This window comes from Klebsiella sp. KTE92 (assembly GCF_000398905.1).
Lineage (GTDB): Bacteria > Pseudomonadota > Gammaproteobacteria > Enterobacterales > Enterobacteriaceae > Klebsiella > Klebsiella variicola.
Map to the genome: position 1 here is coordinate 550,789 of NZ_KB976100.1, position 23,152 is coordinate 573,940.

The 23,152-nt window shown below is 58.9% G+C and carries 21 protein-coding genes; 14 read left to right on the top strand and 7 right to left on the bottom strand.

The features are described 5' to 3' along the window. Nucleotide 1: 1 nt before the first annotated feature. Genes A1WC_RS22340 through A1WC_RS22325 form a run of 4 tightly spaced genes read right to left on the bottom strand, consistent with a single transcriptional unit; the run spans nucleotide 2 to nucleotide 3,558 of the window. The gene (locus A1WC_RS22340; RefSeq protein ID WP_012969002.1) at nucleotides 2–1,264 is read right to left on the bottom strand and encodes an NAD(P)/FAD-dependent oxidoreductase; all 1,263 of its coding nucleotides are present in this window, start codon (nucleotides 1,262–1,264) and stop codon (nucleotides 2–4) included. After that, nucleotides 1,245–1,508: a (2Fe-2S)-binding protein gene (locus A1WC_RS22335; RefSeq protein ID WP_012542953.1), complete on the bottom strand. Its 264-nt coding sequence runs from the start codon at nucleotides 1,506–1,508 to the stop codon at nucleotides 1,245–1,247. Before A1WC_RS22335 ends, A1WC_RS22340 begins: the two co-directional genes overlap by 20 nt. Then, nucleotides 1,505–2,614: an NAD(P)/FAD-dependent oxidoreductase gene (locus A1WC_RS22330; RefSeq protein WP_016160239.1), complete on the bottom strand. Its 1,110-nt coding sequence runs from the start codon at nucleotides 2,612–2,614 to the stop codon at nucleotides 1,505–1,507. Before A1WC_RS22330 ends, A1WC_RS22335 begins: the two co-directional genes overlap by 4 nt. Further along, nucleotides 2,611–3,558, bottom strand: coding sequence for a 4-hydroxyproline epimerase (locus A1WC_RS22325; RefSeq protein WP_016160240.1), 948 nt, complete (start codon nucleotides 3,556–3,558; stop codon nucleotides 2,611–2,613). Before A1WC_RS22325 ends, A1WC_RS22330 begins: the two co-directional genes overlap by 4 nt. 310 nt (nucleotides 3,559–3,868) lie before the next feature. Here A1WC_RS22325 and A1WC_RS22320 point away from each other — a divergent pair, with 310 nt between their 5' ends. From A1WC_RS22320 to A1WC_RS22300, 5 genes are all read left to right on the top strand, one after another. Next, nucleotides 3,869–4,693 carry a helix-turn-helix domain-containing protein gene (locus A1WC_RS22320; RefSeq protein WP_008807566.1) on the top strand — a complete coding sequence of 275 codons (825 nt, stop codon included), beginning with the start codon at nucleotides 3,869–3,871 and terminating at the stop codon, nucleotides 4,691–4,693. 151 nt (nucleotides 4,694–4,844) lie between these two features. Then, the gene (locus A1WC_RS22315) at nucleotides 4,845–5,765 is read left to right on the top strand and encodes a dihydrodipicolinate synthase family protein (protein WP_008807565.1); all 921 of its coding nucleotides are present in this window, start codon (nucleotides 4,845–4,847) and stop codon (nucleotides 5,763–5,765) included. A gap of 14 nt (nucleotides 5,766–5,779) precedes the next feature. Then, entirely contained in the window at nucleotides 5,780–7,384 is a 1,605-nt protein-coding gene (locus tag A1WC_RS22310) for an aldehyde dehydrogenase (NADP(+)) (protein ID WP_016160241.1), read from the top strand. 15 nt (nucleotides 7,385–7,399) lie between these two features. Then, nucleotides 7,400–9,001, top strand: coding sequence for an APC family permease (locus A1WC_RS22305; protein ID WP_016160242.1), 1,602 nt, complete (start codon nucleotides 7,400–7,402; stop codon nucleotides 8,999–9,001). Between the two features lie 11 nt (nucleotides 9,002–9,012). After that, entirely contained in the window at nucleotides 9,013–10,023 is a 1,011-nt protein-coding gene (locus tag A1WC_RS22300; protein ID WP_016160243.1) for an Ldh family oxidoreductase, read from the top strand. 28 nt (nucleotides 10,024–10,051) lie between these two features. On the opposite strand, the gene A1WC_RS22295 is transcribed toward A1WC_RS22300, so the two are convergent. Then, nucleotides 10,052–10,585 carry a GNAT family N-acetyltransferase gene (locus A1WC_RS22295; protein ID WP_016160244.1) on the bottom strand — a complete coding sequence of 178 codons (534 nt, stop codon included), beginning with the start codon at nucleotides 10,583–10,585 and terminating at the stop codon, nucleotides 10,052–10,054. Between the two features lie 32 nt (nucleotides 10,586–10,617). Here A1WC_RS22295 and A1WC_RS22290 point away from each other — a divergent pair, with 32 nt between their 5' ends. Further along, the gene (locus tag A1WC_RS22290) at nucleotides 10,618–11,454 is read left to right on the top strand and encodes a GNAT family N-acetyltransferase (protein ID WP_016160245.1); all 837 of its coding nucleotides are present in this window, start codon (nucleotides 10,618–10,620) and stop codon (nucleotides 11,452–11,454) included. Between the two features lie 3 nt (nucleotides 11,455–11,457). On the opposite strand, the gene A1WC_RS22285 is transcribed toward A1WC_RS22290, so the two are convergent. Both A1WC_RS22285 and A1WC_RS22280 read right to left on the bottom strand, forming a co-directional pair. Continuing rightward, a complete protein-coding gene (locus A1WC_RS22285; RefSeq protein ID WP_016160246.1) occupies nucleotides 11,458–12,819 on the bottom strand; it encodes an MFS transporter in 1,362 nt (453 codons plus the stop codon). Between the two features lie 179 nt (nucleotides 12,820–12,998). After that, entirely contained in the window at nucleotides 12,999–13,913 is a 915-nt protein-coding gene (locus tag A1WC_RS22280; RefSeq protein ID WP_008807558.1) for a GntR family transcriptional regulator, read from the bottom strand. Nucleotides 13,914–14,049: 136 nt separating this feature from the next. On the opposite strand from A1WC_RS22280, the gene A1WC_RS22275 reads away from it, so the two are divergent. From A1WC_RS22275 to A1WC_RS22240, 8 genes are all read left to right on the top strand, one after another. Further along, on the top strand, nucleotides 14,050–15,072 hold the full coding sequence (locus A1WC_RS22275) for a zinc-binding alcohol dehydrogenase family protein (protein WP_016160247.1): 1,023 nt from the start codon (nucleotides 14,050–14,052) through the stop codon (nucleotides 15,070–15,072). A gap of 11 nt (nucleotides 15,073–15,083) precedes the next feature. Beyond that, nucleotides 15,084–16,529 (top strand): tagaturonate reductase, encoded by a 1,446-nt coding sequence (locus A1WC_RS22270; protein ID WP_016160248.1) that lies wholly within the window; start codon nucleotides 15,084–15,086, stop codon nucleotides 16,527–16,529. A 134-nt stretch (nucleotides 16,530–16,663) separates the two neighbouring features. After that, entirely contained in the window at nucleotides 16,664–19,429 is a 2,766-nt protein-coding gene (locus A1WC_RS22265) for a sigma 54-interacting transcriptional regulator (RefSeq protein WP_016160249.1), read from the top strand. Between the two features lie 99 nt (nucleotides 19,430–19,528). Then, nucleotides 19,529–19,951, top strand: coding sequence for a PTS sugar transporter subunit IIA (locus A1WC_RS22260; protein ID WP_012542942.1), 423 nt, complete (start codon nucleotides 19,529–19,531; stop codon nucleotides 19,949–19,951). Nucleotides 19,952–19,965: 14 nt separating this feature from the next. Continuing rightward, entirely contained in the window at nucleotides 19,966–20,436 is a 471-nt protein-coding gene (locus A1WC_RS22255; RefSeq protein WP_012542941.1) for a PTS sugar transporter subunit IIB, read from the top strand. 16 nt (nucleotides 20,437–20,452) lie between these two features. Continuing rightward, on the top strand, nucleotides 20,453–21,232 hold the full coding sequence (locus A1WC_RS22250; protein WP_008807552.1) for a PTS mannose/fructose/sorbose/N-acetylgalactosamine transporter subunit IIC: 780 nt from the start codon (nucleotides 20,453–20,455) through the stop codon (nucleotides 21,230–21,232). Continuing rightward, a complete protein-coding gene (locus tag A1WC_RS22245; protein ID WP_016160250.1) occupies nucleotides 21,210–22,061 on the top strand; it encodes a PTS system mannose/fructose/sorbose family transporter subunit IID in 852 nt (283 codons plus the stop codon). Before A1WC_RS22250 ends, A1WC_RS22245 begins: the two co-directional genes overlap by 23 nt. 12 nt (nucleotides 22,062–22,073) lie before the next feature. Next, entirely contained in the window at nucleotides 22,074–23,135 is a 1,062-nt protein-coding gene (locus A1WC_RS22240) for an SIS domain-containing protein (protein WP_016160251.1), read from the top strand. Nucleotides 23,136–23,152: the final 17 nt, after the last annotated feature.

A 23,152-nucleotide genomic window follows, 5' to 3' on the forward strand; every position in this document is an offset into this window, starting at 1 on the left:
GTTACGGCTCGGCGCTCGGCCGGGCGAGGGCAATAAGCGTTTCCGCGCGGGCGGGGGCCAGCGGTTCTCTTGGCTGCGGCAGCGGCCAGCCGTACAACCAGCGGGCGCTGGCGGCGCAGGTACGCCCCTGACAGGCGCCCATTCCGCAGCGCTGGGTCAGTTTGGCCTGCAGCCAGCCTCCGGCGGCCGCCACATCGCCGCAGCGTACATCCTCGCAGCGGCACAGCAGGCTCTCCGGCGTTGCGGCGTCTTTCAAGGATTCCGTCAGCCGGAAGGTACGGTTGATTGCTTCGGCGAAACGCTGCCAGCGGGCGCGGCGGGTAAATAACGCCTGCGCTTGCTGGCTGGCCCCGGCGGCGGCATACCCGGCGATTTCGCCCTCCGCCAGCGCCAGCTCGCTACCGCCGAAACCGGTGCACTCGCCGGCGGCATAGATATCCGTGACGCTGGTCTGCTGCCAGCGGTTAACCTGGATCGCCTCCTGTGCCGTGGCGCAGCCAAACAGCAGCCCCGTCTCGATATTGGGTATCAGCCCGTAGCCGATAGCCAGCCGATCGCAGGCGATAGTTCGCTCGACGCCGCGCTGGCGAAGCGTAACGGCTTCCAGCCGCGTTGTGCCGTGAGCGCGGATCGCCTGCGCGCCGCTCAGATAGCCTTTCGGGGCCAGCGTCGCTAACTGGCGCAGCTTCTGCGGCCAGCGCCACAGCCCGCTGGCGAAGCGCAGTAGCGCCGGGAGCGGCGCTTGCTCAATGATATTCGTCACGTCGCCTCCGGCCTTGTTCACCGTATCCGCCACCGCCAGCAGTAGCGGACCGCTGCCGGCAATCACCACCTTTTCTCCTTTCAGCGACAGGCCCTGTTTGATTTGCGCCTGCAGGCCGCCCGCGCCGGTTACGCCGGGTAAGGTCCAGCCGGGAAAGGGCAGCGACAGCTCGCGCGCGCCGCAGCAGAGGATCAGTTTCTGCCAGCAAACCACGCCGCCGCCGTCGGCGGTTTCAAACAGCACGCTGTACGCGGAGGGGCGGGCAATCAGCCGCGCGCCGTTCACTAACCGGATGGCGGCAGACGCGGCGATGGCGTCGCGGTAGCGCCGGGCCAGGGCGGGTTGCGTCGCCTGCGGACCGGCCCGCCAGATTTGCCCGCCAGGGGCGGGATTATCGTCGAGAATAATCACCTGTTTATCGCAGGCGGCGGCGGAGAGCGCGGCCGCCATCCCTGCGGGGCCGGCGCCGAGGATTAAAATGTCACAGCGCAGCGTGTTCATCGCGGCTCCTTTCTATTTGCATATCGGACCGGCACAAGGTCTGGCAGGCCAGTACCCGTAGGCCATCGACGGTGACCCGGCACTCCTGGCAGACGCCCATGCCGCAAAACGGCGCGCGGAGATCGCCGTTAACCGCCTGGCGGGTGGTGGGGTCGCCGGTCAACGCCAGCGCCGCCGCCACGCTAATGCCTTCCGGCACCGTCAGCGCTTCGCCATCAATGGTGATAGTGAGCGTGGCCTTCATGCAATCGCCTCCTGTTGACACAAACGGGCCGGGAGCCAGGCGTCGGGCGCCACTGGGCAGCGTTCATCGAGGATCTGCGCCGCCAGCAGTTCAGCTGTGGCCGGAGCGGTGGTGACGCCCAGCCCTTCATGGCCCAGCGCCAGCCATAAACCACGGCGGGTGGGGTGCGGGCCGATCAGCGGGTTGCCATCCTGCGAGGCGGCGCGCAGGCCGCTCCAGCAGCGGATGATATTCAACGTCGCCAGCGCCGGCACGAAATGGCGGGCGCGATCGAGCATCTGCGCCAGCAAGGGCAGATCCAACTCGCGCTCACGGTTATCAAACTGACGCGAAGAGCCAATCAGCAGCTGGCCGGTTGGCCGCGGCTGAAGGTTAAACGCCACCGAGGTGCCGCCGCCATGGGCGCTGGCGCCGTAACCCAGCTCAACCAGCTGGTGCTGCACCCGCGGCCGGTAGCGATCGGTAATCGCCAGTTGGCCTTTTTTCGGTCGCAGCCAGTTTTCCGCTAACAGCGCGTTGGCTTCAAGTCCGCAGGCCACCACGATGGCCCGCGCCTGTAGCCGTTTGCCGCTGGCGAGCAGCACCTGCGGTTCGGTAATCGCCTGCGCGCTGTCGTGCAGGCAGGTGAGATGGTCTCCGGCATCGGCCATCAGCCAGCGGGCGACGTTTGGCGCGTAGACGATACCATCGCCTGGCACCCACAGGCCGCCCGCCAGCCCGCTGCGCAGCAGCGGCTCGCGTCCGGCGATCTGCTGCGGGGTCTGGCGTTCGCTGGGCACCTGATAGCTGGCCAGCCGCCGCTGTTTGTCGCCAGCCACGGCCATCTCTTCTTCGCTTTCCGCCAGCCACAGCGTGCCGCAGCCGCGCCAGGCGCAATGGTCGGGCATCCGTGGCGTGATAGCGCGCCAGCGTTCCAGCGACCATGCCGACAAGGCAAGCTCGGCGGGGTCGTCATCCATGCACACCAGATGGCCCATACCGGCCGCCGTCGCGCCGGGCTGACCGTCATCGATAAGCGTCACGCTCTGCCCCCGCTTCGCCAGCTGCCACGCGCAGGCGGCGCCGATGATCCCGGCGCCGATCACGATGACGTCGCACTGCTTCACGGCGCGATCCCCCAGCAGAAGGGATCGTCAGGGTTGAGGATCAACTGGTTGTCTCCACACACCCAGGCTTCGCCGCGGATCGTTGGGATGATGCTTTCCGCGGTGCGCTGGTAGCTGGCGGTAAACTGGCTGCCGATGATGCTGGCCTGACGCCAGATTTCCCCCGGCTGCAGCTTGCCATCCTGCGCCAGGCAGGCCAGCTTGGCGCTGGTGCCGGTACCGCACGGCGAGCGATCCCAGGCCTTTCCCGGACAGAGTACGAAGTTGCGGCTGTCGGCGGTATCGTCATCGGCGAAGAGTTCGATATGGTCGATAACGCCGCCGTCGTCGCCGCGGATCCCCGCGGCTTCCAGCCCCTCGCGCACTGCCCAGGCGTAGGCGGTGAGCTGTGGAATATGTTCGGGGGTAATGGCGAACGGGTGGTCGTTAATCAGGAAAAACCAGTTGCCGCCCCAGGCAATATCGCCGATGACGGGACCATGCGCGGTCTCAACGCGGATCTGTTTTTTCCAGCGGCGGGCCGGGACGTTTTGCACCGATACGCTGCCATCGTCGTGCAACGTAGCGCTTACGTCGCCGACCGGTGTTTCAATCAGATGTACGCCGGGCTGGATACGCCCAAGCCAGGCCAGCGAGGCGATAAGCCCGATTGTGCCGTGGCCGCACATATTCAGAAAACCGGCATTGTTGAAGAAAATCACGCCAGCGGTAGCCGCCGCCGAGACCGGTTTGCACAGCAGCGCGCCGACCAGTACGTCATTACCGCGCGGTTCGAGAATGGCCGCCTGACGCCAATGGTCAAAGTCGCGGGCGAAGCGGTCGCGGCGCTTCGCCATGCTGCCGCCGCCGAGATCGGGGAATCCGTCAACGATCAGGCGGGTCGGTTCGCCGCCGGTATGTGAATCAATAGCTCTCAACGTAACAGGGGGGCGTGGCGCGGTCATCAGGCTCTCCGGAAGTTAACAACATGTTTCATCATGCTGGCGCAACCTTTCCCGACCTGCTTGAGCGCTTTCGTCAGAGAAAATGACGAAATCTGCACAGTCATGAGCGCGGTATATTTCTATTTCACATAGTTATTTCTTATTAATCATTTGCTTAATGCTGTGGTAAACCGAAAGTGACCATTGCGCCAGTGGCTAAATCAGGGGAAGGCGTAAAGCGGATCCAGGATCGCAAAACCGAGGGATGCTGCTTGAGGTGTTAACGGAAAGTGAATAAATATCCTTCGGTCACTTACCATGAGGAGGCCTTATGATCGGTGTTTCTGATGCGGCGCCGCCGCGCGCGGTTAACCAACCTGAGCTGGCCGTCGATGAGCTGAGCCAGATCTGCGAAGGGCTGGCGCGCCAGCGGCCGGAAAATATGCCAGCGCTGCTGAATGCGCTGGCGCTGATTGCGCCCCTGCTCAATGCCATTCCTAATGTGGTCTTTTTTATCAAAGATCGTCAGGCGCGCTATCTGCTGGCGAACCTGACGCTGGCCCGCCGCTGTGGTTTCAAAAGCGTCTCCTCGCTGCTGGGCAAAACCTCCGCCGATGTCTTTCCTTCCGCGCTGGGTCAGGGTTATACCGAACAGGATCTGCGGGTGTTGCGCGAAGGTGTGACCCTGCGCGATCAGCTGGAAATGCATCTCTACAATGGCCGCGAGCGCGGCTGGTGCCTGACGCAGAAATTGGCGCTGCGGGATGTCCGCGGGCAGGTGATCGGCATGGCCGGGATCTCGCACGATCTGCAGGAGGCTCATGCCCGCCATCCGGCGTGGCAGCGGCTGGCGATCGTCGACGATCATATCCGCCGCCATTATCACCGGCCGATCGCCATGGAAGAGTTAACCGCCTTAAGCGGGATGTCGATTGCGCAGATCGAACGCTACTGCAAACGGATCTTTCATCTCACTCCGCGGCAGATGATCCACAAAGTGCGGCTGGAAAAAGCGACCGAACTGCTGGCTGGCGATACGCCGATTACCGATATCGCCCTGCAGTGCGGGTATACCGATCACAGCGCCTTTAGCCGCCAGTTCAAGGCGATGACCGGCTCGACGCCGCGCGATTTTCGCCTCACGCTGCTCGGATAAACGCTGGCTCACACTTTTGCCGACTGTGCTAATTTCGTCATCGTATTGAGGGAAAACCGACAAGCCGCCGGTTCCGCGACACGTCAATCTGTCAGTGAATATTCACCATTCATTCACTTCGACTTAACAAAATGACGACAAGGAACCGAGCATGAGCAAAAAAGCGATTCACTGGAGCGGCGTATTCCCGGCGGTCAGCACGCAGTTTCGTAGCGATTACTCCCTCGATTTAGACGCCACTCACGCGGTGATGAAAAACCTGGTGAAAGATGGCGTTTCCGGGCTGGTGGTGTGCGGCAGCGTAGGGGAGAACACCTCGCTGAGCACCGATGAAAAACTGCAGATTATCGAGGTGGCGAAGGATGCCGCCGGCGGCAAAATTCCGGTCATCGCCGGGGTGGCCGAGTTCACCACCGCCTTCGCCCAGAAAATGGCGAAAGAGGCGGAGCGCGTCGGCGTCGACGGGATCATGGTGATGCCGGCGCTGGTCTACTCCTCAAAACCGCATGAAACCGCGGCCCACTTCCGCAGCGTGGCGAGCGCTACCGACCTGCCGATTATGGTCTATAACAACCCGCCGATTTACAAAAACGACGTGACGCCGGACATTCTCGCCACCCTGACCGACTGCGACAACATCGTCTGCTTTAAAGACTCCTCCGGCGATACCCGCCGCTTTATCGACCTGCGTAACACCGTTGGCGACCGCTTCGTGCTGTTTGCCGGGCTGGATGACGTGGTGGTGGAAAGCATCGCCGTCGGCGCGGAAGGCTGGATCTCCGGAATGTCCAACGCCTTCCCGCGCGAAGGGGAAACGTTATTCCGTCTCGCCCGCCAGCAGCGTTACGAAGAGGCGATGGCGCTGTACCGCTGGTTCATGCCGCTGCTGCATCTCGATGCGCGTCCGGATCTGGTGCAGTGCATCAAGCTGTGTGAAGAGTTGCTGGGCCGCGGCAGCGCCATTACCCGTCCGCCGCGTCTGGCGCTGGAAGGCGAAACGCGCCAGCAGGTGGTGGCGATCGTTGAACAGGCGCTGGCGACTCGTCCGACGCTGCCGGATGTCGGCCTCTGAGCACAGGAGTCAATATGAATGCATCTCAGACCACGGCGGGACGGCAGTTTATCGCCGGACGCCGCATTGCCAGCGGTGAGGCGACGCTATTGAGCCTGCGGGCGGTGGACGGCGAAGCCACCGGCCACCGCTTTTATCCGGCTTCACACGAGGAAGCCGCTCAGGCCGCAGAAGCCGCGCAGCAGGCCTTTGCCGTCTATTCACAAACCACGCCGCAGCAGCGGGCGCGCTTTCTCAACGCCATTGCTGATGAACTCGATGCGCTGGGCGAGCCGTTTTTTGCTATCGCCGGGCAGGAGACCGCGCTGCCGCTGGCGCGGCTACAGGGAGAACGGGCGCGCACCAGCGGCCAGTTGCGGATGTTTGCTGGCGTGATCCTGCGCGGGGATACCTTCGCCGCCCGTATTGATACCGCCTTAGCCGACCGTCAGCCGCTGCCGCGCCCGGACCTGCGCCAGTATCAGCAGGCGTTAGGGCCGGTGGCGGTGTTTGGCGCCAGCAACTTTCCGTTGGCCTTTTCCACCGCCGGCGGCGATACCGCCTCGGCGCTGGCGGCTGGCTGTCCGGTGGTGGTGAAGGCCCATCCGGGCCATATGGCCACCGCCGAGCTGACCGCCGAGGCGATCGTCAGGGCGGTGGTACGGTGCGGTTTACCCGGCGGCGTATTCAATATGATTTTCGGGACCGATATCGGCGCCGAATTGGTCCGTCATCCGGCGATTCAGGCCGTTGGCTTTACCGGTTCGTTAGCCGGCGGTAAGGCGCTGTATCAGCTGGCGCAGCAGCGCCCGCAGCCAATTCCGCTGTTTGCTGAAATGTCGGCGATTAACCCATTGATTATTCTGCCGCAGGCGCTGCAGACGCGGGCCGGGGCGCTGGCAAACGAGCTGGTGGCGTCATTCACCCTCGGCGGCGGCCAGTTCTGTACCCGTCCGGGGCTGATTCTGGCGCTGCGCGGCGCCGGGCTGGAACGCTTCAAGTCGGCGCTGTGCGCGGCGGTAGCGGACTCCACGCCGCAGGTGTTGCTCAATGCGCCGACCCTTCAGCACTACCATCAGGGAGTGGCGGCACTGGCGGCGCACCCGCGTATTGAGAGGCTGGCGAGCGGCCTCGTCGCCGGCGTCGGGCAGGCGCAGACCCTGCTGTGGCAGGCTCAGGTCGAGGATCTGCTGGCGCAGGATACGCTGCTGCAGAGCGAAGTTTTCGGCCCGCTGTCGCTGCTGGTGGAAGTGGACGATGAGGCCCAGCTGCAGGCGGTGGTGAAAGCGCTGCAGGGGCAGCTCACCGCGACGGTGCATGCTGAGGCGGATGATGGCCCGCTGGCGGCGAGCCTGCTACCGCTGCTGTGTGAGAAGGCCGGACGGGTGCTGTTTAACGGGTATCCCACCGGCGTGGAAGTGTGCGATGCGATGGTCCACGGCGGCCCGTGGCCGGCGACCACCGACGCACGCGGGACCTCGGTCGGCAGCCGGGCGATTGAGCGTTTTCTGCGCCCGGTCTGTCTGCAGAACGCGCCGGCTGCCCTGTTACCGCCGGCGCTGCAGGATGCGAACCCTTTGAACCTGCTGCGCCTGGTCAACGGCCAGTGGACCCGGGAAGCGATTTCCTCCTCTCATTGACGCAAGGGCATCACCATGACCATTCACACTACGCATAACAGTCAAACCCGCGTTGCTGAGTCGGGTAAGTTTAAAAAACAGCTGACCCTGACCGATCTCACCTTTATCGGCCTGGGGGCGATATTCGGCTCCGGATGGTTATTCGCCGCCAGCCACGTGGCCTCCATCGCCGGTCCGGCCGGGATCGCATCGTGGGTGATCGGCGGCTTTGCGGTGCTGCTGCTGGGGATTGTCTACTGCGAGCTGGGGGCGGCGCTGCCGCGCGCCGGCGGCATTATTCGCTATCCGGTCTTTTCCCACGGCGAGCTGATGGGCTATCTACTGGGGTTCATCACCCTGATCGCTTTCTCCAGCCTGATCTCGATTGAAATTGTCGCCGCCCGGCAATATGCCGCCGCCTGGTTTCCGGCGCTGACCCAACCGGGCTCCAGTTCGCCGACGCTGCTGGGGTGGGTGGTGCAGTTCCTGCTGCTCTGTTTCTTCTTTGCGCTTAACTACTACAGCGTTAAGACCTTCGCCCGATCGAACAACTTCATCAGCGTGCTCAAGTTTTTGGTGCCGCTGCTGGTGGTGGTGACGCTGTTCGCCTTCTTTAAACCGGAGAACCTGCACGCGCAGGGGATTGCGCCATTCGGCATGTCCGGGGTGGAAGCGGCGATCAGCGCGGGCGGAATTATCTTCGCTTATCTGGGACTGACGCCGATTATCTCGGTGGCCAGCGAAGTACAAAAGCCGCAGCGGACTATCCCTATTGCGTTGATTTTATCAGTGGTGCTGTCGACGATTATCTACGTGCTGCTGCAACTGGCGTTCCTTGGCAGTATCCCCACCGAAATGCTGAACGGCGGTTGGGCCGAGGTGAGCAAACAGTTTTCGCTGCCGTATCGCGATATCGCCATTACCCTCGGCATGGGCTGGCTGGCCTTTATGGTGATAAGCGATGCGATCATCTCCCCGAGCGGCACCGGCAATATCTATATGAACGCGACGCCGCGGGTGATCTACGGCTGGGCGAAGGCGGGTACTTTCTTTAAAGCCTTTACCCATATCGATAAAGCGTCCGGGATTCCGCGTCCGGCGCTGTGGCTGACCTTCGGGCTTTCAATCTTCTGGACGCTGCCGTTCCCCTCCTGGGAACAGCTGATTAGCGTGGTGTCGGCGGCCCTGGTGCTGAGCTACGCCATCGCCCCGGTAACCGCCGCCGGGCTGCGCCGCAACGCGCCGGATCTGCCGCGGCCGTTCCGCGTGCGCGCCTTCGGCATCATCGGCCCGGTATCGTTTATGATCTCGGCGCTGATTGTCTACTGGTCCGGCTGGAATACGCTCTCGTGGCTGTTGGGGCTGCAAATCGTGATGTTTGTCATCTATGTGATGTGCAAAGGTAAGGTGCCGGAACATACCGTGAGCCTGGCGCAGCAGGTGAAATCGTCGCTGTGGCTGATCGTTTTTTATGCGTTGATTATCCTCTTTTCCTGGCTGGGCAGCTTCGGCGGGCTTAATGTCATAGGTCACCCCTGGGATACGGTGCTGGTGGCGGCGATGTCGTTGGGGATTTACTACTGGGGCGCGCGCAGCTGCCTGCCGCAGGCTAACTTTAGCGGAGACGAAGAAGAGTAAAGGAGAACAGTATGGAGTCGGTAACTCTATCGTTACCTGAAGCTTATGACCTGGCGCTGGAGGTACTCAGCGCCAATGGATTTAGCGCCGACCACGCGGCGGCCATTGCACGTAATGTGGCCGCCGGGGAGCGCGACGGCTGCGCTTCCCACGGCCTGTGGCGGCTGTTGGGCATTGTCGACACCTTGCGTAAAGGTAAGGTATCGCCTGATGCCGAGCCGCAGATCCACGATCAGGCGCCGGCGATTGCGCGGGCGGACGCCGGCGGCGCCTTTTCGCTGCTGGCCTACGAGCGCGCGCTGCCGTTACTGCTGGAGAAGGCGCGCCACAGCGGCATTGCGGCGCTGGCGATTAACCGCTGCGTCCATTTTTCCGCGCTGTTTGCCGATATTGAGCCGTTGACCGAGGCAGGGCTGGTGGGGCTGGCCTGCACGCCAAGCCACGCCTGGGTCGCCCCGGCGGGCGGCACGCGTCCGCTGTTCGGCACCAACCCTATCGCCTTTGGCTGGCCGCGGCGGGACAAACCGCCGTTTATTGTTGATATGGCGACCAGCGCCGCGGCGCGCGGCGAGATCCAGCTGCATCAGCGTGCTGGCAAAGCGCTACCGCAAGGATGGGGAATCGACAGTCAGGGACAGCCAACGACCGATGCCGCGGAGGTGCTGAACGGCGCGATGTTAACCTTTGGCGGGCATAAGGGCTCGGCGCTGGCGGCAATGGTTGAGCTGCTGGCCGGGCCGCTTATCGGCGATATGACCAGCGCCGAATCGCTGGCGTGGGATAACGGCGCGGGTGGGCTCCCCTACGGCGGCGAGCTGATCCTGGCGCTGGATCCGCAGCGCTTTCTCGGCGCACAGGCACAAGAGCAGCTGGCGCGCGCCGAAACGCTGTTCAATGCGATGCAGGATCAGGGGGCGCGACTGCCGGGCGAGCGGCGTTTCGCCTGCCGCCAGCAGAGTGAGCGGCAGGGGGTTACCATCAGCCGTTCATTGCATGATGAGATTGGCGCCTTGCGGCCATAGTAAAGCGCGGAGCGCGGCGGGCCGACCATCAGAGCGACAGGCGCATGGCGCAGCGCGACTCGGGCGGCAGGCCGTGCCGGGTCTCCTGTTCCCTCTTTGCCGCCAGTCCGGCAGGCAGGGTCAGCTCATCGAGCATGGTGAATCCCAGACGGGTATAAAACGGCGCATTCCACGGCACCTCGCGGAAGGTGGTGAGGGTTACCGCCGGATAGCCCATCTGCTGTGCGCCCTCAATAACCTGCTTCAGCAGCATCCGGCCGATGCCCTGATGCTGCCAGTCCTGATGGACGGCGACTTCGACGATAAATAACGCATCGTCGAGCGGTTCGGTCAGAATAAAGCCAATCGGCTGCCCGGCGGCTTCCGCCAGCAGGCTATGCTCTGTTTCCAGATAATCATGATGACGCGCAACGCTAATCACCTCGCTGTCCGCCAGCCAGGCGAGAGAGGGGATCTGGCGAAATGCCTGGGCGGCAGAACGTTCAATGGTGGGCAGAAGGGCGATATCGCTCTCCTGAGTCAGGCGTAATACGGCACCGGCAGTTATAGTGTTAGTTTTCATCACCTCAGCATAGCAGCCTTCGGGAGAAAAGTATGGAGCTGACCGCCGTTCCCGCCACGCAGTTCAGCAGCGTGCAGTTAACGGATATTCTCAACGCCTGTTTTGAAGCCTATCTGGTGCCTGTTACCCAGTCGGTGGCGGGATTTGTACAGCGTTTCAGCGCCGAGGGGATGAGCCTGATCGATTCCCGCGTCTGGCTGGCCGGAGATGAACCGGCGGCGATCGCGATTGTCGCCCGCCGGGGAAGTGCCGCTCGCCTGGCGGCCTTTGCCCTGCGCCCGGCCTGGCGCGGCAAAGGCCTGGGCCGGGAACTGATGCAAGATCTGCTAATGCTCCTGCAACAGCAGGGGGTTGAGATGGTATCTCTGGAGGTGATCCGCGATAACCATGCGGCCGTCGCGCTATATCAGACGCTGGGCTTTACGCGACGCTACGGGCTCTGCGGCTACCTGAGCAATGAACCTCTGGCTCCGGTAGCGGGCATATTACAGCTTTATCCCACCCTGGCCCTGCTACGGCGCGCCATTGACGAGAGTAACAGTCAGCTCCCCTGGCTGCTGGATCCGCTCACCTTCGCCACCCTGCCATGTCAGGTCGTGACGCTGGAACAGCGCGCCTTCGCGGTTCTAACAACGGCGGGTTCACGGCCTGTACTGCAATTTTTGTGGGTGGAGCCCGCCGCCCGCCGTCAGGGGCTGGCGCGTGAGCTGCTGGTGACGCTGGCGCAGCAGTTCCCGGGTGTGGGGACTTCGGTGACGGTCCCGGAAACGTTTACGCCGCTGTTTGCCGCGGCGGGATATGCGCCGCTATCGCTGCAGCAGTATGAAATGAGCGCAACGATGAATGCCCTGCGGTCAGCAGGGCGTTAAGATTCAGTCGTTACGCGGGTCACTAATCGGCTGGCGAACCAGGAAAATGTAGGCCAGTGCGCCGAGAGCGGTCACACAGCCGCATATAACCAGTGCCAGCTGGAAGGAATGGGTGGTATCGACAATAAATCCGGTCACCACCGGTGCGAATGAAGCGCAGATAAAGCTGGCGAAATTCTGAATACTGCCGACGGAAGCCGTCATTCTTGATGCTACGGCGACGTGGATCAATCCCCAGCAGGACGTTCCGGCAAAATGAATGCAGAACAACGCCATACCGATTAACAGTACCGCCGCGATTGAGGTGGTGGCATGCGGCACGATCAGCGTAAACGCCGCGGAGCAGAACATCCCGGCAATAATGCAGATCTTGCGGCTTTTGATCGGGGCCATGCCGCCTTTGACCAGCCAGTCGGTGACGTAGCCATTGATCAGCATACCGGCGGCACCAAACAGGAAAGGAATGGCGGCCATAAACCCGGTACTTTTCAGATCGAGGTTATACGCCGTTTGCAGGTAACCCGGCAGCCATGCCAGATATAGCCACGCGGTATAGTTGATGCCGCTGAAGCCGAACATCATTCCCCACATGGTTTTGTTTTTAAACAGACTGCGCCATTCGGCAAAGCTCAGCGGGTCGCGGCGCACGTTGACGCTTCCGGCATTAAGGTAGGCCTGCTCATCGGCGGTGAGGGGGATATCCTCCCGGTTGCGATAAAGCATATACCAGCCGATAGCGACAAAGATCCCCAGTACGCCGATGGTAATAAACATCCAGCGCCAGCCCATCATCAGCATCATCGCGGCAAGGATCGGCGGGCTGATCGCCACGCCAATCGTCGAGGCGGCGTTAAAGAAGCCCATTGGGCGGCCGCGCTCTTTAATATTAAACCAGTCGTTGATCACCTTGACGCCGCACGGGTTCATCGGCGCTTCGCCGATCCCCATGCCGATACGCACCAGGACAAACTGGGTAAAGCTGTGCACCATCCCGGAGACCGCCTGAAATAGCGACCAGAAAAACATGCCCAGCCCCAGCATGATGCGTGGACCTTTGCGATCCAGCAACGGCCCGCAGGGCAGTTGCGCAATGCCATAGGCCAGAGAGAAAACCGATAACAGCGCCCCGATTTCAGTGGCGGTAAGCCCTAACTCCTCGCGAATCGTTAAGTTCGCAACGGACAATGAACTTCGGTCAAGGTAGTTAATCACCGCCGCCAGAAATAACAGAATCATTGCCGTTGTTTGAATCTTTTTAATACGAGAACTACGTTGTAGTGTATTTTCTAAGGGAACTGAAAGGGTTTCCGCTTCCCCCTTTTTAAAGTCGGTCTGCGGGTCTATGGTTATATTTTGTGATTCCACGCCTGACTCCTGATTATTATGTTTGAATACCAAGTGACAACGAAGGGGGTAAACATCACCCACCTGTTTCACAGTAAAGTAAGTCGACTTGTTTTCAGCATAAATAACCTTTTTGAGGGCGCCGGATTACGTTTTTGGATTTGTGCTGTTGCTAATCATTTTCTGTTTTTAATCGGTACTTAATGTGCCAGCGATTCACTTTGCTTGAGAGAGTTAATCATGGATTGCTTCGCAGAGTTCAGGTGGTTACGTAGCGCCAGGTTGGCATCCAGATCGCTGCGACAGATGAGTGCGCTCAGGATCGTCATATGTTCATCAATGGCGATGATATTGCGCTGTTTAAGGTCACTTTCATCCCACTGATAGTGGAAGTGAAAGATCACGGAAATAATTTCAAGTGATTGATTAAAAAATATATTATCAGCAGCGGAAAGCAGCAGCGAATGAAAATCACGATCGAGCTGGGAGAACATACGAAAGCTGTTGCCGATGCTGTCCCGCAGGGTGCGGTGGCGCTCAAGCAGGGTTTTGGCCTGCAGCCAGCGGGCATCGCTGTCCGGCAGATTAAGAAAATGTTGAAGTGCGTGGGTTTCCAGCATTTCCCGCAATTCGAACAGTTGCTCGGCCCAGGATTGCTCAAATTTTTTCATGTTCCACTGGCCGCGCTTTTCGCTTTCAATCAGGTTGTAGCGGCTGAATTTCAGTAAAAATTCTCTGACCACGACCGGGCTGACGCCCGCGGCACGCGCCAGTTGCAGTTCGGAGAACCGCTCCCCGGCGCGTAGCTGACGCTGGTTAATCATGGTGAAAAAAGCTTGTTCAAAGAGACGGTTTTGTTCGGTCAGCGAGGCGCTGGAACCATCGAAGCCGTCCTGTACTTCCGGCTGCCGAAGGATCTGGTAGTCGTGATTGACCTGGCTCAAGACGCCGCGCTCGCATAAGTGGCAAAGGATATGGCGCACCGTGGTGCGGCTAATGTTATACATCTCCGCCAGTGCGCTTTGCGAGGGTAGCGGCGAGGGGATAAAGCCGCGCGCCATATCGTTGATGACCTGGTTAATAACATTGTGACGTAGGTTTTGTGAGCGACTCATAACGTTTTCCTTTTTTATCCATTAAAGCCGGATTTAAAACAGTTTTGTGCGCGACATTTCACAGATTTTGCGATGAGTTTCACTCTGTTTCTATTTTTCATCGATATCTAAGCCAACAAATACGGAGGCAATTATTATGACGTCGATGAATACTTTAGTGTGTCAGGAACCTAAAAAACTACACTGGGAAAAACGCCAGATTCCCATTCCCGGCGATGATGAAGTGCTCATTAAAATAAAGGCAGTGGGGATTTGTGGGACAGACATTCATGCCTGGGGCGGCAATCAGCCTTTTTTTAGTTATCCGCGTGTTCTTGGACATGAAATATGCGGTGAGATAATTGGGCTGGGTAAAAATATTCTTAATTTGAAGAGCGGCCAACAGGTTGCTGTGATTCCCTATGTCGCCTGCCGCCAGTGTCCGGCCTGCCTGAACGGCCGGACAAACTGCTGCGAGAAGATTTCGGTGATCGGCGTGCATCGCGACGGCGGGTTTAGCGAGTATCTCTGCGTGCCGGTAAACAATCTGCTGGTGGTGGATGACGTCGATCCTGAAGCCGTGGCGTTGATTGAGCCATTCGCCATTAGCGCCCACGCGGTGCGTCGCGCAGCGATCCAGCCGGGAGATCAGGTGCTGGTGGTTGGCGCGGGCCCCATTGGGCTCGGAGCCGCGGCGATCGCTAAGGCTGACGGTGCGCAGGTAGTAGTGGCGGATACCAGCCCGGCGCGGCGCGATCATGTGGCACAGCATCTCGGCCTGACCACCCTCGATCCCTCCGATCCGCTGTTTATCGAGCAACTGTCTGCCACGTTTGGCGGTTCTCTGGCGCAGAAAGTGATTGACGCGACGGGAAATCAGCAGGCGATGAATAACACCGTTAATTTAATTCGTCACGGCGGCAGCATCATTTTTGTTGGTCTGTTTAAGGGGGAACTGCAGTTCTCCGACCCGGAATTTCATAAGAAAGAGACGACGATGATGGGCAGCCGTAACGCGACGGAAGAGGATTTTGCCAAAGTTGGGCGGCTGATGGCCGAGGGGAAAATCACCGCCAGGATGATGCTAACCCACCGTTACGACTTCAAATCGCTGGCGGACATTTACGAAAGCGAAGTGATTAACAATCGTCAGCTGATCAAAGGCGTTATTCATTTTTAGCAGGTAAGCTTATGAAATCGTTAAACAGACAAGATTTTCCCGGGCCGCAGTACCCGACGCGCGCGATTCAGTTTGGCGAGGGCAACTTCCTGCGGGCATTTATTGACTGGCAGCTGGATCTGCTGAATGAGCAAACCGATCTGGCGGCGGGCTTGACCATTATTCGCCCGATCAACACCGCGTTTCCGCCGTCGTTAAATACCCAGGACGGACTCTATACCACGATCATTCGTGGGTTGAATGAACGCGGCGAGGCGGTGAGCGAATCGCGGATTATTCGCTCCGTTAATAACGAGCTCAATCCCTGGCAGGATTTTGCCAGCTATCTGGCGCTGGCTCGTAATCCGGCGATCGCGTTCGTATTTTCAAATACTACCGAAGCGGGTATTAGCTATCATGCCGGAGACCGGCCTGACGATAAGCCGCCGGTTAGCTTCCCGGCGAAGCTGACCCAACTGCTGCTCGAACGTTTCCGCCATTTCAATGGCGCTGCGGATAAGGGGTGGACGATTATCCCCTGCGAGCTGATCGACTACAACGGCGAAGCGCTGAAGGCGCTGGTGCTACGCTACGCCAAAGAGTGGCAACTGCCTGCGGCTTTTCGCGACTGGGTTGAGACCGCCAATACATTTTGTTCGACGCTGGTTGACCGCATCGTCACCGGCTATCCGCGTGAGGATGCGGAAAAGCTGGAGGCGGAGCTGGGCTACCATGATGTTTTCCTTGATACCGCCGAATACTTTTGGTTATTCGTCATTCAGGGTCCGCAGGCGCTGGCGGAAACGCTGCGGCTGGATCGCTACCCGCTTAATATCCGCATCGTAGAGGATATCCGGCCCTATAAAGCGCGCAAGGTTGCCATTCTTAACGGTGCGCATACCGCGCTGGTGCCGGTAGCATGGCTGTGCGGGGTGGATACCGTTGGCGAAGCGATGCAGGACGAAGCCATTCGCCATTATGTACAGCAGACGATTGATGAAGAGATTATCCCGGCGCTCGATTTACCGGCCGAGGAGCTTCGTCAGTTTGCCGATGCGGTCACCGGGCGCTTTCTTAATCCCTATATTCGCCATCAATTGCTCGCCATCGCCCTGAACGGCATGACTAAGTTCCGCACCCGGATCCTGCCGCAGCTGCTGACGACAATCCGCCAGCACGGCGCGATCCCGCCGCGGCTAACGTTTGCCCTGGCGGCGCTTATCGCCTTCTATCGCGGCCAGCGCGACGGACAGGTGTATCCGCTGCAGGATGATGACGTCTGGTTAACCCGCTTCTCGCAAGGATGGAAGCAGGTGGCGAACGGGAGCCCGCTGCATGGACTGGTGCTGGAGGTTTTACAGGATAACGCGCACTGGGGCGAGGATCTGACGGCTATTCCCGGCCTTTCCGACCAGGTCACGCGCTATCTGGAAATGATTTTGCGCTCAGGAATGCGGGAGGCCCTGGCGCGGCTGTAACGGTTTTGTTATGCGGCGTCCGCGGATTTGGGCGCCGTTTTTTTTGTGCTCCGAACCGCAAAAAGTGAATTTAGCGCCAACGCCTGGTGGATTTCCCGCATCATAAGCCTCTGTAAGGTGAAGAGGGGGATGTCATGCGTAAAACGGAACTGTTGGCTTTTCTGCAAAATCAGACCGATTTTTTTGATCCGGATAACCTGAGCGAGGTCTTCACCGCTGGCTACCTGGCTCAGCGTTTTGCGATGCAAAGAAATACCGCCAGCCACTATCTGAATCAGTTGGTGGCCCAGGATGTGCTGGTGAAGATCAATACTCGACCAGTCTATTTCCTGCATAAAGCCGCCTTCTGCCAGCAGTTTTTCCCTCTTTCCCGCAGCGAGTACGCCAGCATGGCGGAACTGCTCGCAGAGAGCGACCGGCAGCCGGAGCAGGCGGATCATTTCTCATTGCTGACCGGCCATGACGGTAGCCTGCGCAAGCCTATCGAACAGATGAAAACCGCGCTGTTTTATCCCAACGGTGGGCTTCCGCTGCTGATCGTTGGCGACAGCGGAACTGGCAAGAGCTATATGGCGGAGCTGATGCATGAGTTTGCTATCGCCCAGGGGCTGCTGCCGCCCGATGCGCCTTTTGTCAGCTTTAACTGCGCCCAGTATGCCAGCAACCCGGAGCTGTTGGCCGCCAACCTGTTTGGCTACGTCAAAGGCGCGTTTACCGGCGCGCAGAGCGATAAAGCCGGGGCGTTTGAAGCGGCAAACGGCGGCGTGCTGTTTCTCGACGAAGTCCACCGCCTGGATGCGCAGGGGCAGGAGAAGCTGTTCACCTGGCTGGACCGTAAGGAGATCTATCGGGTGGGGGAAACGGCGCAGGGGATGCCGATTTCGCTGAGGCTGGTGTTTGCCACCACCGAAGATATTCACAGCACGTTTCTGACCACCTTTATTCGTCGTATCCCGATCCTCGTTAGCCTGCCTGATTTACAGACCCGCAGCCGCCACGAAAAAGACGCGCTCACGCTGCAGTTTTTCTGGCAGGAGGCGCGCACGTTGGCTACCCGGCTGCAGCTGACGCCCCGGCTGCTACAGGTGCTGACGCACTATGTTTATCGCGGTAACGTCGGTGAGCTGAAGAATGTGGTGAAATACACCGTGGCGTCGGCCTGGGCCAGGTGTCCGGGCAGCGAGATGCTTACCGTGACGCTGCACGATCTGCCGGAAAATATCATGGCTGCGACGCCAGCGCTCAGTGAAGCGATGGGCCAGCAGGAGCCGCTGCTTATCGAGCCGCAGACCAGCCTGGTCTGGCTGCTGCGCGCGCGCGACCCGATTCAGGGGCTGATTTATGATACTCAGTGCCGCGTTCTCGCGCTGTATGAGGCGGTGCAGAGTAAAAAAACGCTCTGGGATGAGGCGCAAAAAAGCATGGGCGAGGAGATTGAAACCCTCTTCGATCGGCTGATTTTCGATAATCACGATGCCAATAGTTCGCATATGCTGCTACTGATAACGCATCAGGTGCGGGAGGAGTTTTATCGCCTTGAAAAGCGCTTCAATATCCAGTTTAACGGCAACTGTATCTACGCTATAAGCCACTACCTGATACATCGTTCCCGGCAGGGGCCGTCCACGATGAGCAACGAGAAAAGCCGCCTGCTGGAGGATTTTCTGGCGCAGAAATATCCGCTGCTGTATCGCTTTTGCGAAGAGATCCTCGCTGCGCTGGCGCTGAAGCTGGACATTGAACCCCGGCGCATTGACCTGCTGCTGCTGGTGCTGTGGTTACAGAAAAATGGCGCCATCAGCCAGCAGCAGGTGACCCGGGCAATTATCCTCGCCCACGGTTACGCCACCGCCAGCAGCATCGCCAACGTGGCGAACCGGTTGCTGAAAAGCCAGCTGTTTGAGTCATTCGATATGCCGCTCGACGTGACGCCGGAGGCTATTGCTAACCAGGTGATGGCCTATATTGAGAGCCACGCTCTGGCGTCAGGGTTGATCATTCTGGTCGATATGGGATCGCTGAACGCCATTCATCGCCATTTTAATCGTCGGCTGAGTACGCCGATGGCGATAATTAATAACGTCTCGACCGGGATGGCGATGTACGTTGGGGAGCGCATTTTGCAGGGCGTTATGCTGGAAGATATCGTCCGCGACCTCGGCGATGACCTTGCGGTTGAGCACCAGCTCTATTACCCGCAAACCGATAAACCGCGGGCGATTCTTACGACCTGCGCGACCGGTCTGGGCGCGGCAGCGAATCTGTCGGCGCTGTTAAAAGCCAGCATTCCTGAAGCGCTGGGGATCGATATTGTGGCCTGTGATGTGGAAACGCTCGCCGATCCCGCGCGGCGGCAACCGATGCTCAGCCGCTATGAGGTGCTGGCGATCGTCGGTACCCTGGATCCGCAGCTTGCCGATCTGCCGTGGATCTCGCTGGATTCGCTGATTTCCGGCCAGGGCAGCCGCCCGCTGATGCGTATCTTCGGCGAGCTGGCCTCCTCTGAACAAGTCAGCGAGATCAATAACCTGATCCTGAAAAATTTCTCGCTGCGCCGGGTGATCGAGTCGGTGACGATCCTCGATACCGCAAAGGTCATCAATCAGGTCGAGCAGTTTTTACTGCGCTATGAGCATCTGGCCGGCTGCGACGTGCCCAACGATCGCAAGGTGGCGCTGTATGTGCATATCAGCTGTCTGATAGAGCGCCTGATCCGCAACGCGTCGCCATCCCATTATTCCGGAAGGCAGTGTCCGCAGAGCGAGCTGGCGACGCTCCGCGAGGCTTTTAGTGTCATAGAGAGCGGGTATAGTGTCAAAATCCCCGTCGTCGAGCTCTGCTACATTCATGATATCCTGACGCGGGAAACGGAATTTATTCAGGAAGATCAAGAGTTTTAGTTCCCTCAGTCCGTTCGTCTTTGCGCTAACCAGCGCGCCACTGTTTCTGGCACGCCGGTTGCAATTAAGAAAGCAGTGGAATGCGCTTTCGAGGTAAGGATGAAACGACACTATATTTTTGCCAGCCATGGCACCTTTGCTAACGGTTTGCTGAACTCCGTGGAGCTAATCCTCGGTAAACAGCCGGATATTCATACCCTGTGCGCCTATGTAGAAGAGGAGTCCGATCTCACGCAGCAGGTGGAGGCGCTACTGGCGCGTTTCCCGGCACAGGATGAGCTGATAGTGATTACGGATATTTTCGCCGGTAGTGTGAATAACGAGTTTGTGCGTTTTTTATCACGCCCACACTTCCATTTATTATCCGGTTTAAATCTGCCGTTAATTATTGACTTGCTGATTTCCGCAGCGGAAGAGAATACTGAAAAATTAATTACCGAAGCATTAACCAGCGCCAAAGAGAGCATTCAGTACTGCAATCAAACGATTGCCAGTGCGATGACTATGGATAAAGACTTCTGAAATGAGGAAGCATGATGATTACGTTATTAAGGGTAGACCATCGATTACTTCACGGCCAGGTGGCCTTTTCCTGGACCCAATATGTCGGCGCCGATTGCATTTTGATCGCCAACGACAGTGTCCCTGAAGATGAACTGCGGAAAACCACCATTAAGCTTGCCAAACCGCCCTCGGTAAAACTGGTGATTAAAAATATCAATGATGCTATTGAGGCGATAAAAAGTGGGGTGACCGATAAATATAATTTATTTATTGTCGTGGAATCGGTCAATGACGCCTGGCGTATTGCCTGCGCTATCGGGGAAATAAAAAGCATAAATCTCGGCGGAATTAAGGCTAAAGAGGGCAGTAAAAATATCTCTAAGGCGATTAATTTATTGCCGACAGAAATAGAGCAGCTACAACAACTGGTGGGGAAGGGCGTCGAGGTGGAGATTCGCCAGGTCCCGAACGATCGCAAACAGCTTTTTACGGAATGCGTGTAATTCCGGAGGACAGATTATGGTAGAGGCTCTCTTACTGGGTCTGGTGGCGTTTATCGCGCAATCGGAATATGCCTTAGGGACGTCGCTGATTTCCCGGCCTATCGTCACCGGGCTGCTGACCGGACTGGTGCTGGGGGATGTACAGACCGGCGTCATTATGGGCGCGACGCTGGAGCTGGCGTTTATCGGCTCTTTCTCCGTTGGTGCCTCGATCCCGCCCGACGTGGTGACGGGCGGTATTCTCGGCGTGGCGTTCGCCATCACCTCCGGCGCGGGCACGGAAACGGCGCTGTTGCTCGGCCTGCCTATCGCCACCCTGACCCTGATCCTGAAAAACGTTTATCTGGGGATGTTTATCCCGATGCTCAGCCAGAAGGCGGACGGGTATGCGGAACGGGCGGATACGCGGGGCATTGAGCGGATGCATCTGATTGCCGGCTTCGGGCTGTCGCTGATGCTGGCCACGGTGGTGACCGTTTCATTCCTGGTGGGCAGCAACGCGGTGAAATCCCTGCTCGATACCATCCCGGAATTTATCAAACACGGGCTCAGCGTCGCCACCGGCATGATCCCGGCGCTCGGCTTCGCGATGCTTGCCAGGTTGCTGATTAACAAGAAAGTGGCGCCGTACTTTTTCCTCGGCTTTGTGCTAATGGCTTATTTGAAAATCCCGGTGACCGGCATCGCCATTCTCGGCGCCATCGTGGCGGTGGTCATGGTTAACGTCACCGCGTTGAATTCACCTCGTACGACGACAGAACAAGGAGTCAGCGATGACGACGAAGACGATTTCTGAAGAGACCCTGCAACCGCAGGAGCAGGAAGAAACCCAGATTACGCCACGAGATTTACGCCGGGTGTTCTGGCGCTCCTTCCAGATGGAGTTCTCGTGGAACTATGAGCGGCAGATGAATCTCGCCTTTGTTTACGCGCTGATTCCGGTGCTGAAAAAGCTCTATCCGCGCAAAGAGGAGCTAGCCAGGGCGCTGAAACGTCATCTGGTGTTTTTCAATACCACGCCGCATATCGTCACCCTGCTGCTGGGGATCACCACGGTGATGGAGGAGAAAAACAGCCAGCAGAAAAACATGGATGCCACTGCGATTGATAACGTCAAAGCCTCGTTGATGGGGCCGCTGGCCGGGCTGGGGGACTCTTTCTTCTGGGGGACGCTGCGCCTGATCGCCACCGGGATCGGCACCAGCCTGGCGCTGAAGGGCAACATCCTCGGGCCGATCCTGTTTCTGCTGGTGTTTAACGTGCCGCACATTCTGGTGCGCTGGTGCTTTACCCGCTGGGGCTACGTGCTGGGAACCGGGGTCCTGCAGCGGATCCAGAAGAGCGGAATGATGGAGAGCCTGACCTACGGAGCGTCGATTATCGGCCTGATGGTGGTCGGGGCGATGACCGCCTCAATGATCGATATCACCATCCCTCTCTCCTTTGGTGCCGGAGAAGCCAAAACTCAGGTGCAGGACATTATCAATGACATTCTGCCCTGCATGCTGCCGCTGGTGAGTTTTGGCATCGTCTACTGGCTGCTGGGACGGAAAGTTAAACCGCTCTCAATTATTGGCGGCATGGCGCTGGTGGGCATTCTGGGTTCGTGGATCGGATTGTTTTAACGGGAGTGAGCTATGCGACCAACAATGATGACCTATATCAGTGAAGAGCCGGCCTGCCTGGCGCAGATCCTGCGTGGCTACCGGCAAAAGCTGGCGGCGATTGAGACCTTTGCCCGCCAGCACCCGGTACGCCGAATTTTGCTGCTGGCGACCGGATCGTCGCTGAATGCCGCGCTGTGCGCGCGCTATTTCTTTGAACAACGCTTCGGCGTGCTGGTTGACATTAAAGAGCCGTACAACTTTACCCATTACGAAGCGATCGACCCGCATACCGATCTGGTGGTGGCGATTTCACAGAGCGGGAAAAGCGCGTCAACGCTGGAGGCGATGCGTAAGGTACAGGCCTCAGGATTGCCGGTATTTGCCCTGACCTCCGACCCGCAAAGCCCGATAGCCCGCGCTTGCGATGGCGTTCTGGATATCAATACCGGGATCGAGAGCGTAGGGTTTGTGACCCGCGGTTTTAGCGCGACGGTGCTGAATCTGTTGCTGATAGCGCTGATCATTGCTCGTCAGCAGGGGAAAGTCAGCGAGGTCGAGGAGCAGCACTATCTCGCTGAATTCCAGCGGCTGGTTGCGGCGATCCCGGATGTTATTGCCCGCACCTCGCGCTTTATCGACCGGTATAGCGAAACGCTGCGGAGCGGGGAGCGCTTTGTCGCCACCGGCTACGGTGCGCTGGTTGGCGTGGCGAAGGAATTTGAAACCAAATTTACTGAAACGGTGCGCGTGCCTTCCAGCGGCTTTGAGCTGGAAGCCTATATGCACGGTCCCTATCTGGAAGCCAACGCCCGCCATGTGATGCTGTTTATTGAAGATGCGCCGGATGCGCGAACCCGGGCGCTGCGGGACTATATGGCGCGGTCCATTGCCCGGGCTTTTACGCTAACGCTGAGCGATGACGAGGATGCGCAGACGCTGGCGCTAAACTGTCCGTGCGAGCATCACCTGGCGCCGCTGTTGCTGATTGTTCCCGTCCAGATGCTGGCCTGGCATACCGCCGGACTGAAAGGTATCGATCTGGCTAAACGTATTTTTGACGATTTTGACCACGTATTAAAAAGTAAAATCTGAATATTCAGGAGAAAACT

What these genes read in the sequence shown, in the direction of transcription:
- A1WC_RS22340 (WP_012969002.1), bottom strand. Translation starts at nt 1,264, where the DNA reads ATGAACACGCTGCGCTGTGACATTTTAATCCTCGGCGCCGGCCCCGCA.
- A1WC_RS22335 (WP_012542953.1), bottom strand. Translation starts at nt 1,508, where the DNA reads ATGAAGGCCACGCTCACTATCACCATTGATGGCGAAGCGCTGACGGTG.
- A1WC_RS22325 (WP_016160240.1), bottom strand. Translation starts at nt 3,558, where the DNA reads ATGACCGCGCCACGCCCCCCTGTTACGTTGAGAGCTATTGATTCACAT.
- A1WC_RS22320 (WP_008807566.1), top strand. Translation starts at nt 3,869, where the DNA reads ATGATCGGTGTTTCTGATGCGGCGCCGCCGCGCGCGGTTAACCAACCT.
- A1WC_RS22315 (WP_008807565.1), top strand. Translation starts at nt 4,845, where the DNA reads ATGAGCAAAAAAGCGATTCACTGGAGCGGCGTATTCCCGGCGGTCAGC.
- A1WC_RS22310 (WP_016160241.1), top strand. Translation starts at nt 5,780, where the DNA reads ATGAATGCATCTCAGACCACGGCGGGACGGCAGTTTATCGCCGGACGC.
- A1WC_RS22305 (WP_016160242.1), top strand. Translation starts at nt 7,400, where the DNA reads ATGACCATTCACACTACGCATAACAGTCAAACCCGCGTTGCTGAGTCG.
- A1WC_RS22300 (WP_016160243.1), top strand. Translation starts at nt 9,013, where the DNA reads ATGGAGTCGGTAACTCTATCGTTACCTGAAGCTTATGACCTGGCGCTG.
- A1WC_RS22295 (WP_016160244.1), bottom strand. Translation starts at nt 10,585, where the DNA reads ATGAAAACTAACACTATAACTGCCGGTGCCGTATTACGCCTGACTCAG.
- A1WC_RS22290 (WP_016160245.1), top strand. Translation starts at nt 10,618, where the DNA reads ATGGAGCTGACCGCCGTTCCCGCCACGCAGTTCAGCAGCGTGCAGTTA.
- A1WC_RS22280 (WP_008807558.1), bottom strand. Translation starts at nt 13,913, where the DNA reads ATGAGTCGCTCACAAAACCTACGTCACAATGTTATTAACCAGGTCATC.
- A1WC_RS22275 (WP_016160247.1), top strand. Translation starts at nt 14,050, where the DNA reads ATGACGTCGATGAATACTTTAGTGTGTCAGGAACCTAAAAAACTACAC.
- A1WC_RS22270 (WP_016160248.1), top strand. Translation starts at nt 15,084, where the DNA reads ATGAAATCGTTAAACAGACAAGATTTTCCCGGGCCGCAGTACCCGACG.
- A1WC_RS22265 (WP_016160249.1), top strand. Translation starts at nt 16,664, where the DNA reads ATGCGTAAAACGGAACTGTTGGCTTTTCTGCAAAATCAGACCGATTTT.
- A1WC_RS22260 (WP_012542942.1), top strand. Translation starts at nt 19,529, where the DNA reads ATGAAACGACACTATATTTTTGCCAGCCATGGCACCTTTGCTAACGGT.
- A1WC_RS22255 (WP_012542941.1), top strand. Translation starts at nt 19,966, where the DNA reads ATGATTACGTTATTAAGGGTAGACCATCGATTACTTCACGGCCAGGTG.
- A1WC_RS22250 (WP_008807552.1), top strand. Translation starts at nt 20,453, where the DNA reads ATGGTAGAGGCTCTCTTACTGGGTCTGGTGGCGTTTATCGCGCAATCG.
- A1WC_RS22245 (WP_016160250.1), top strand. Translation starts at nt 21,210, where the DNA reads ATGACGACGAAGACGATTTCTGAAGAGACCCTGCAACCGCAGGAGCAG.
- A1WC_RS22240 (WP_016160251.1), top strand. Translation starts at nt 22,074, where the DNA reads ATGCGACCAACAATGATGACCTATATCAGTGAAGAGCCGGCCTGCCTG.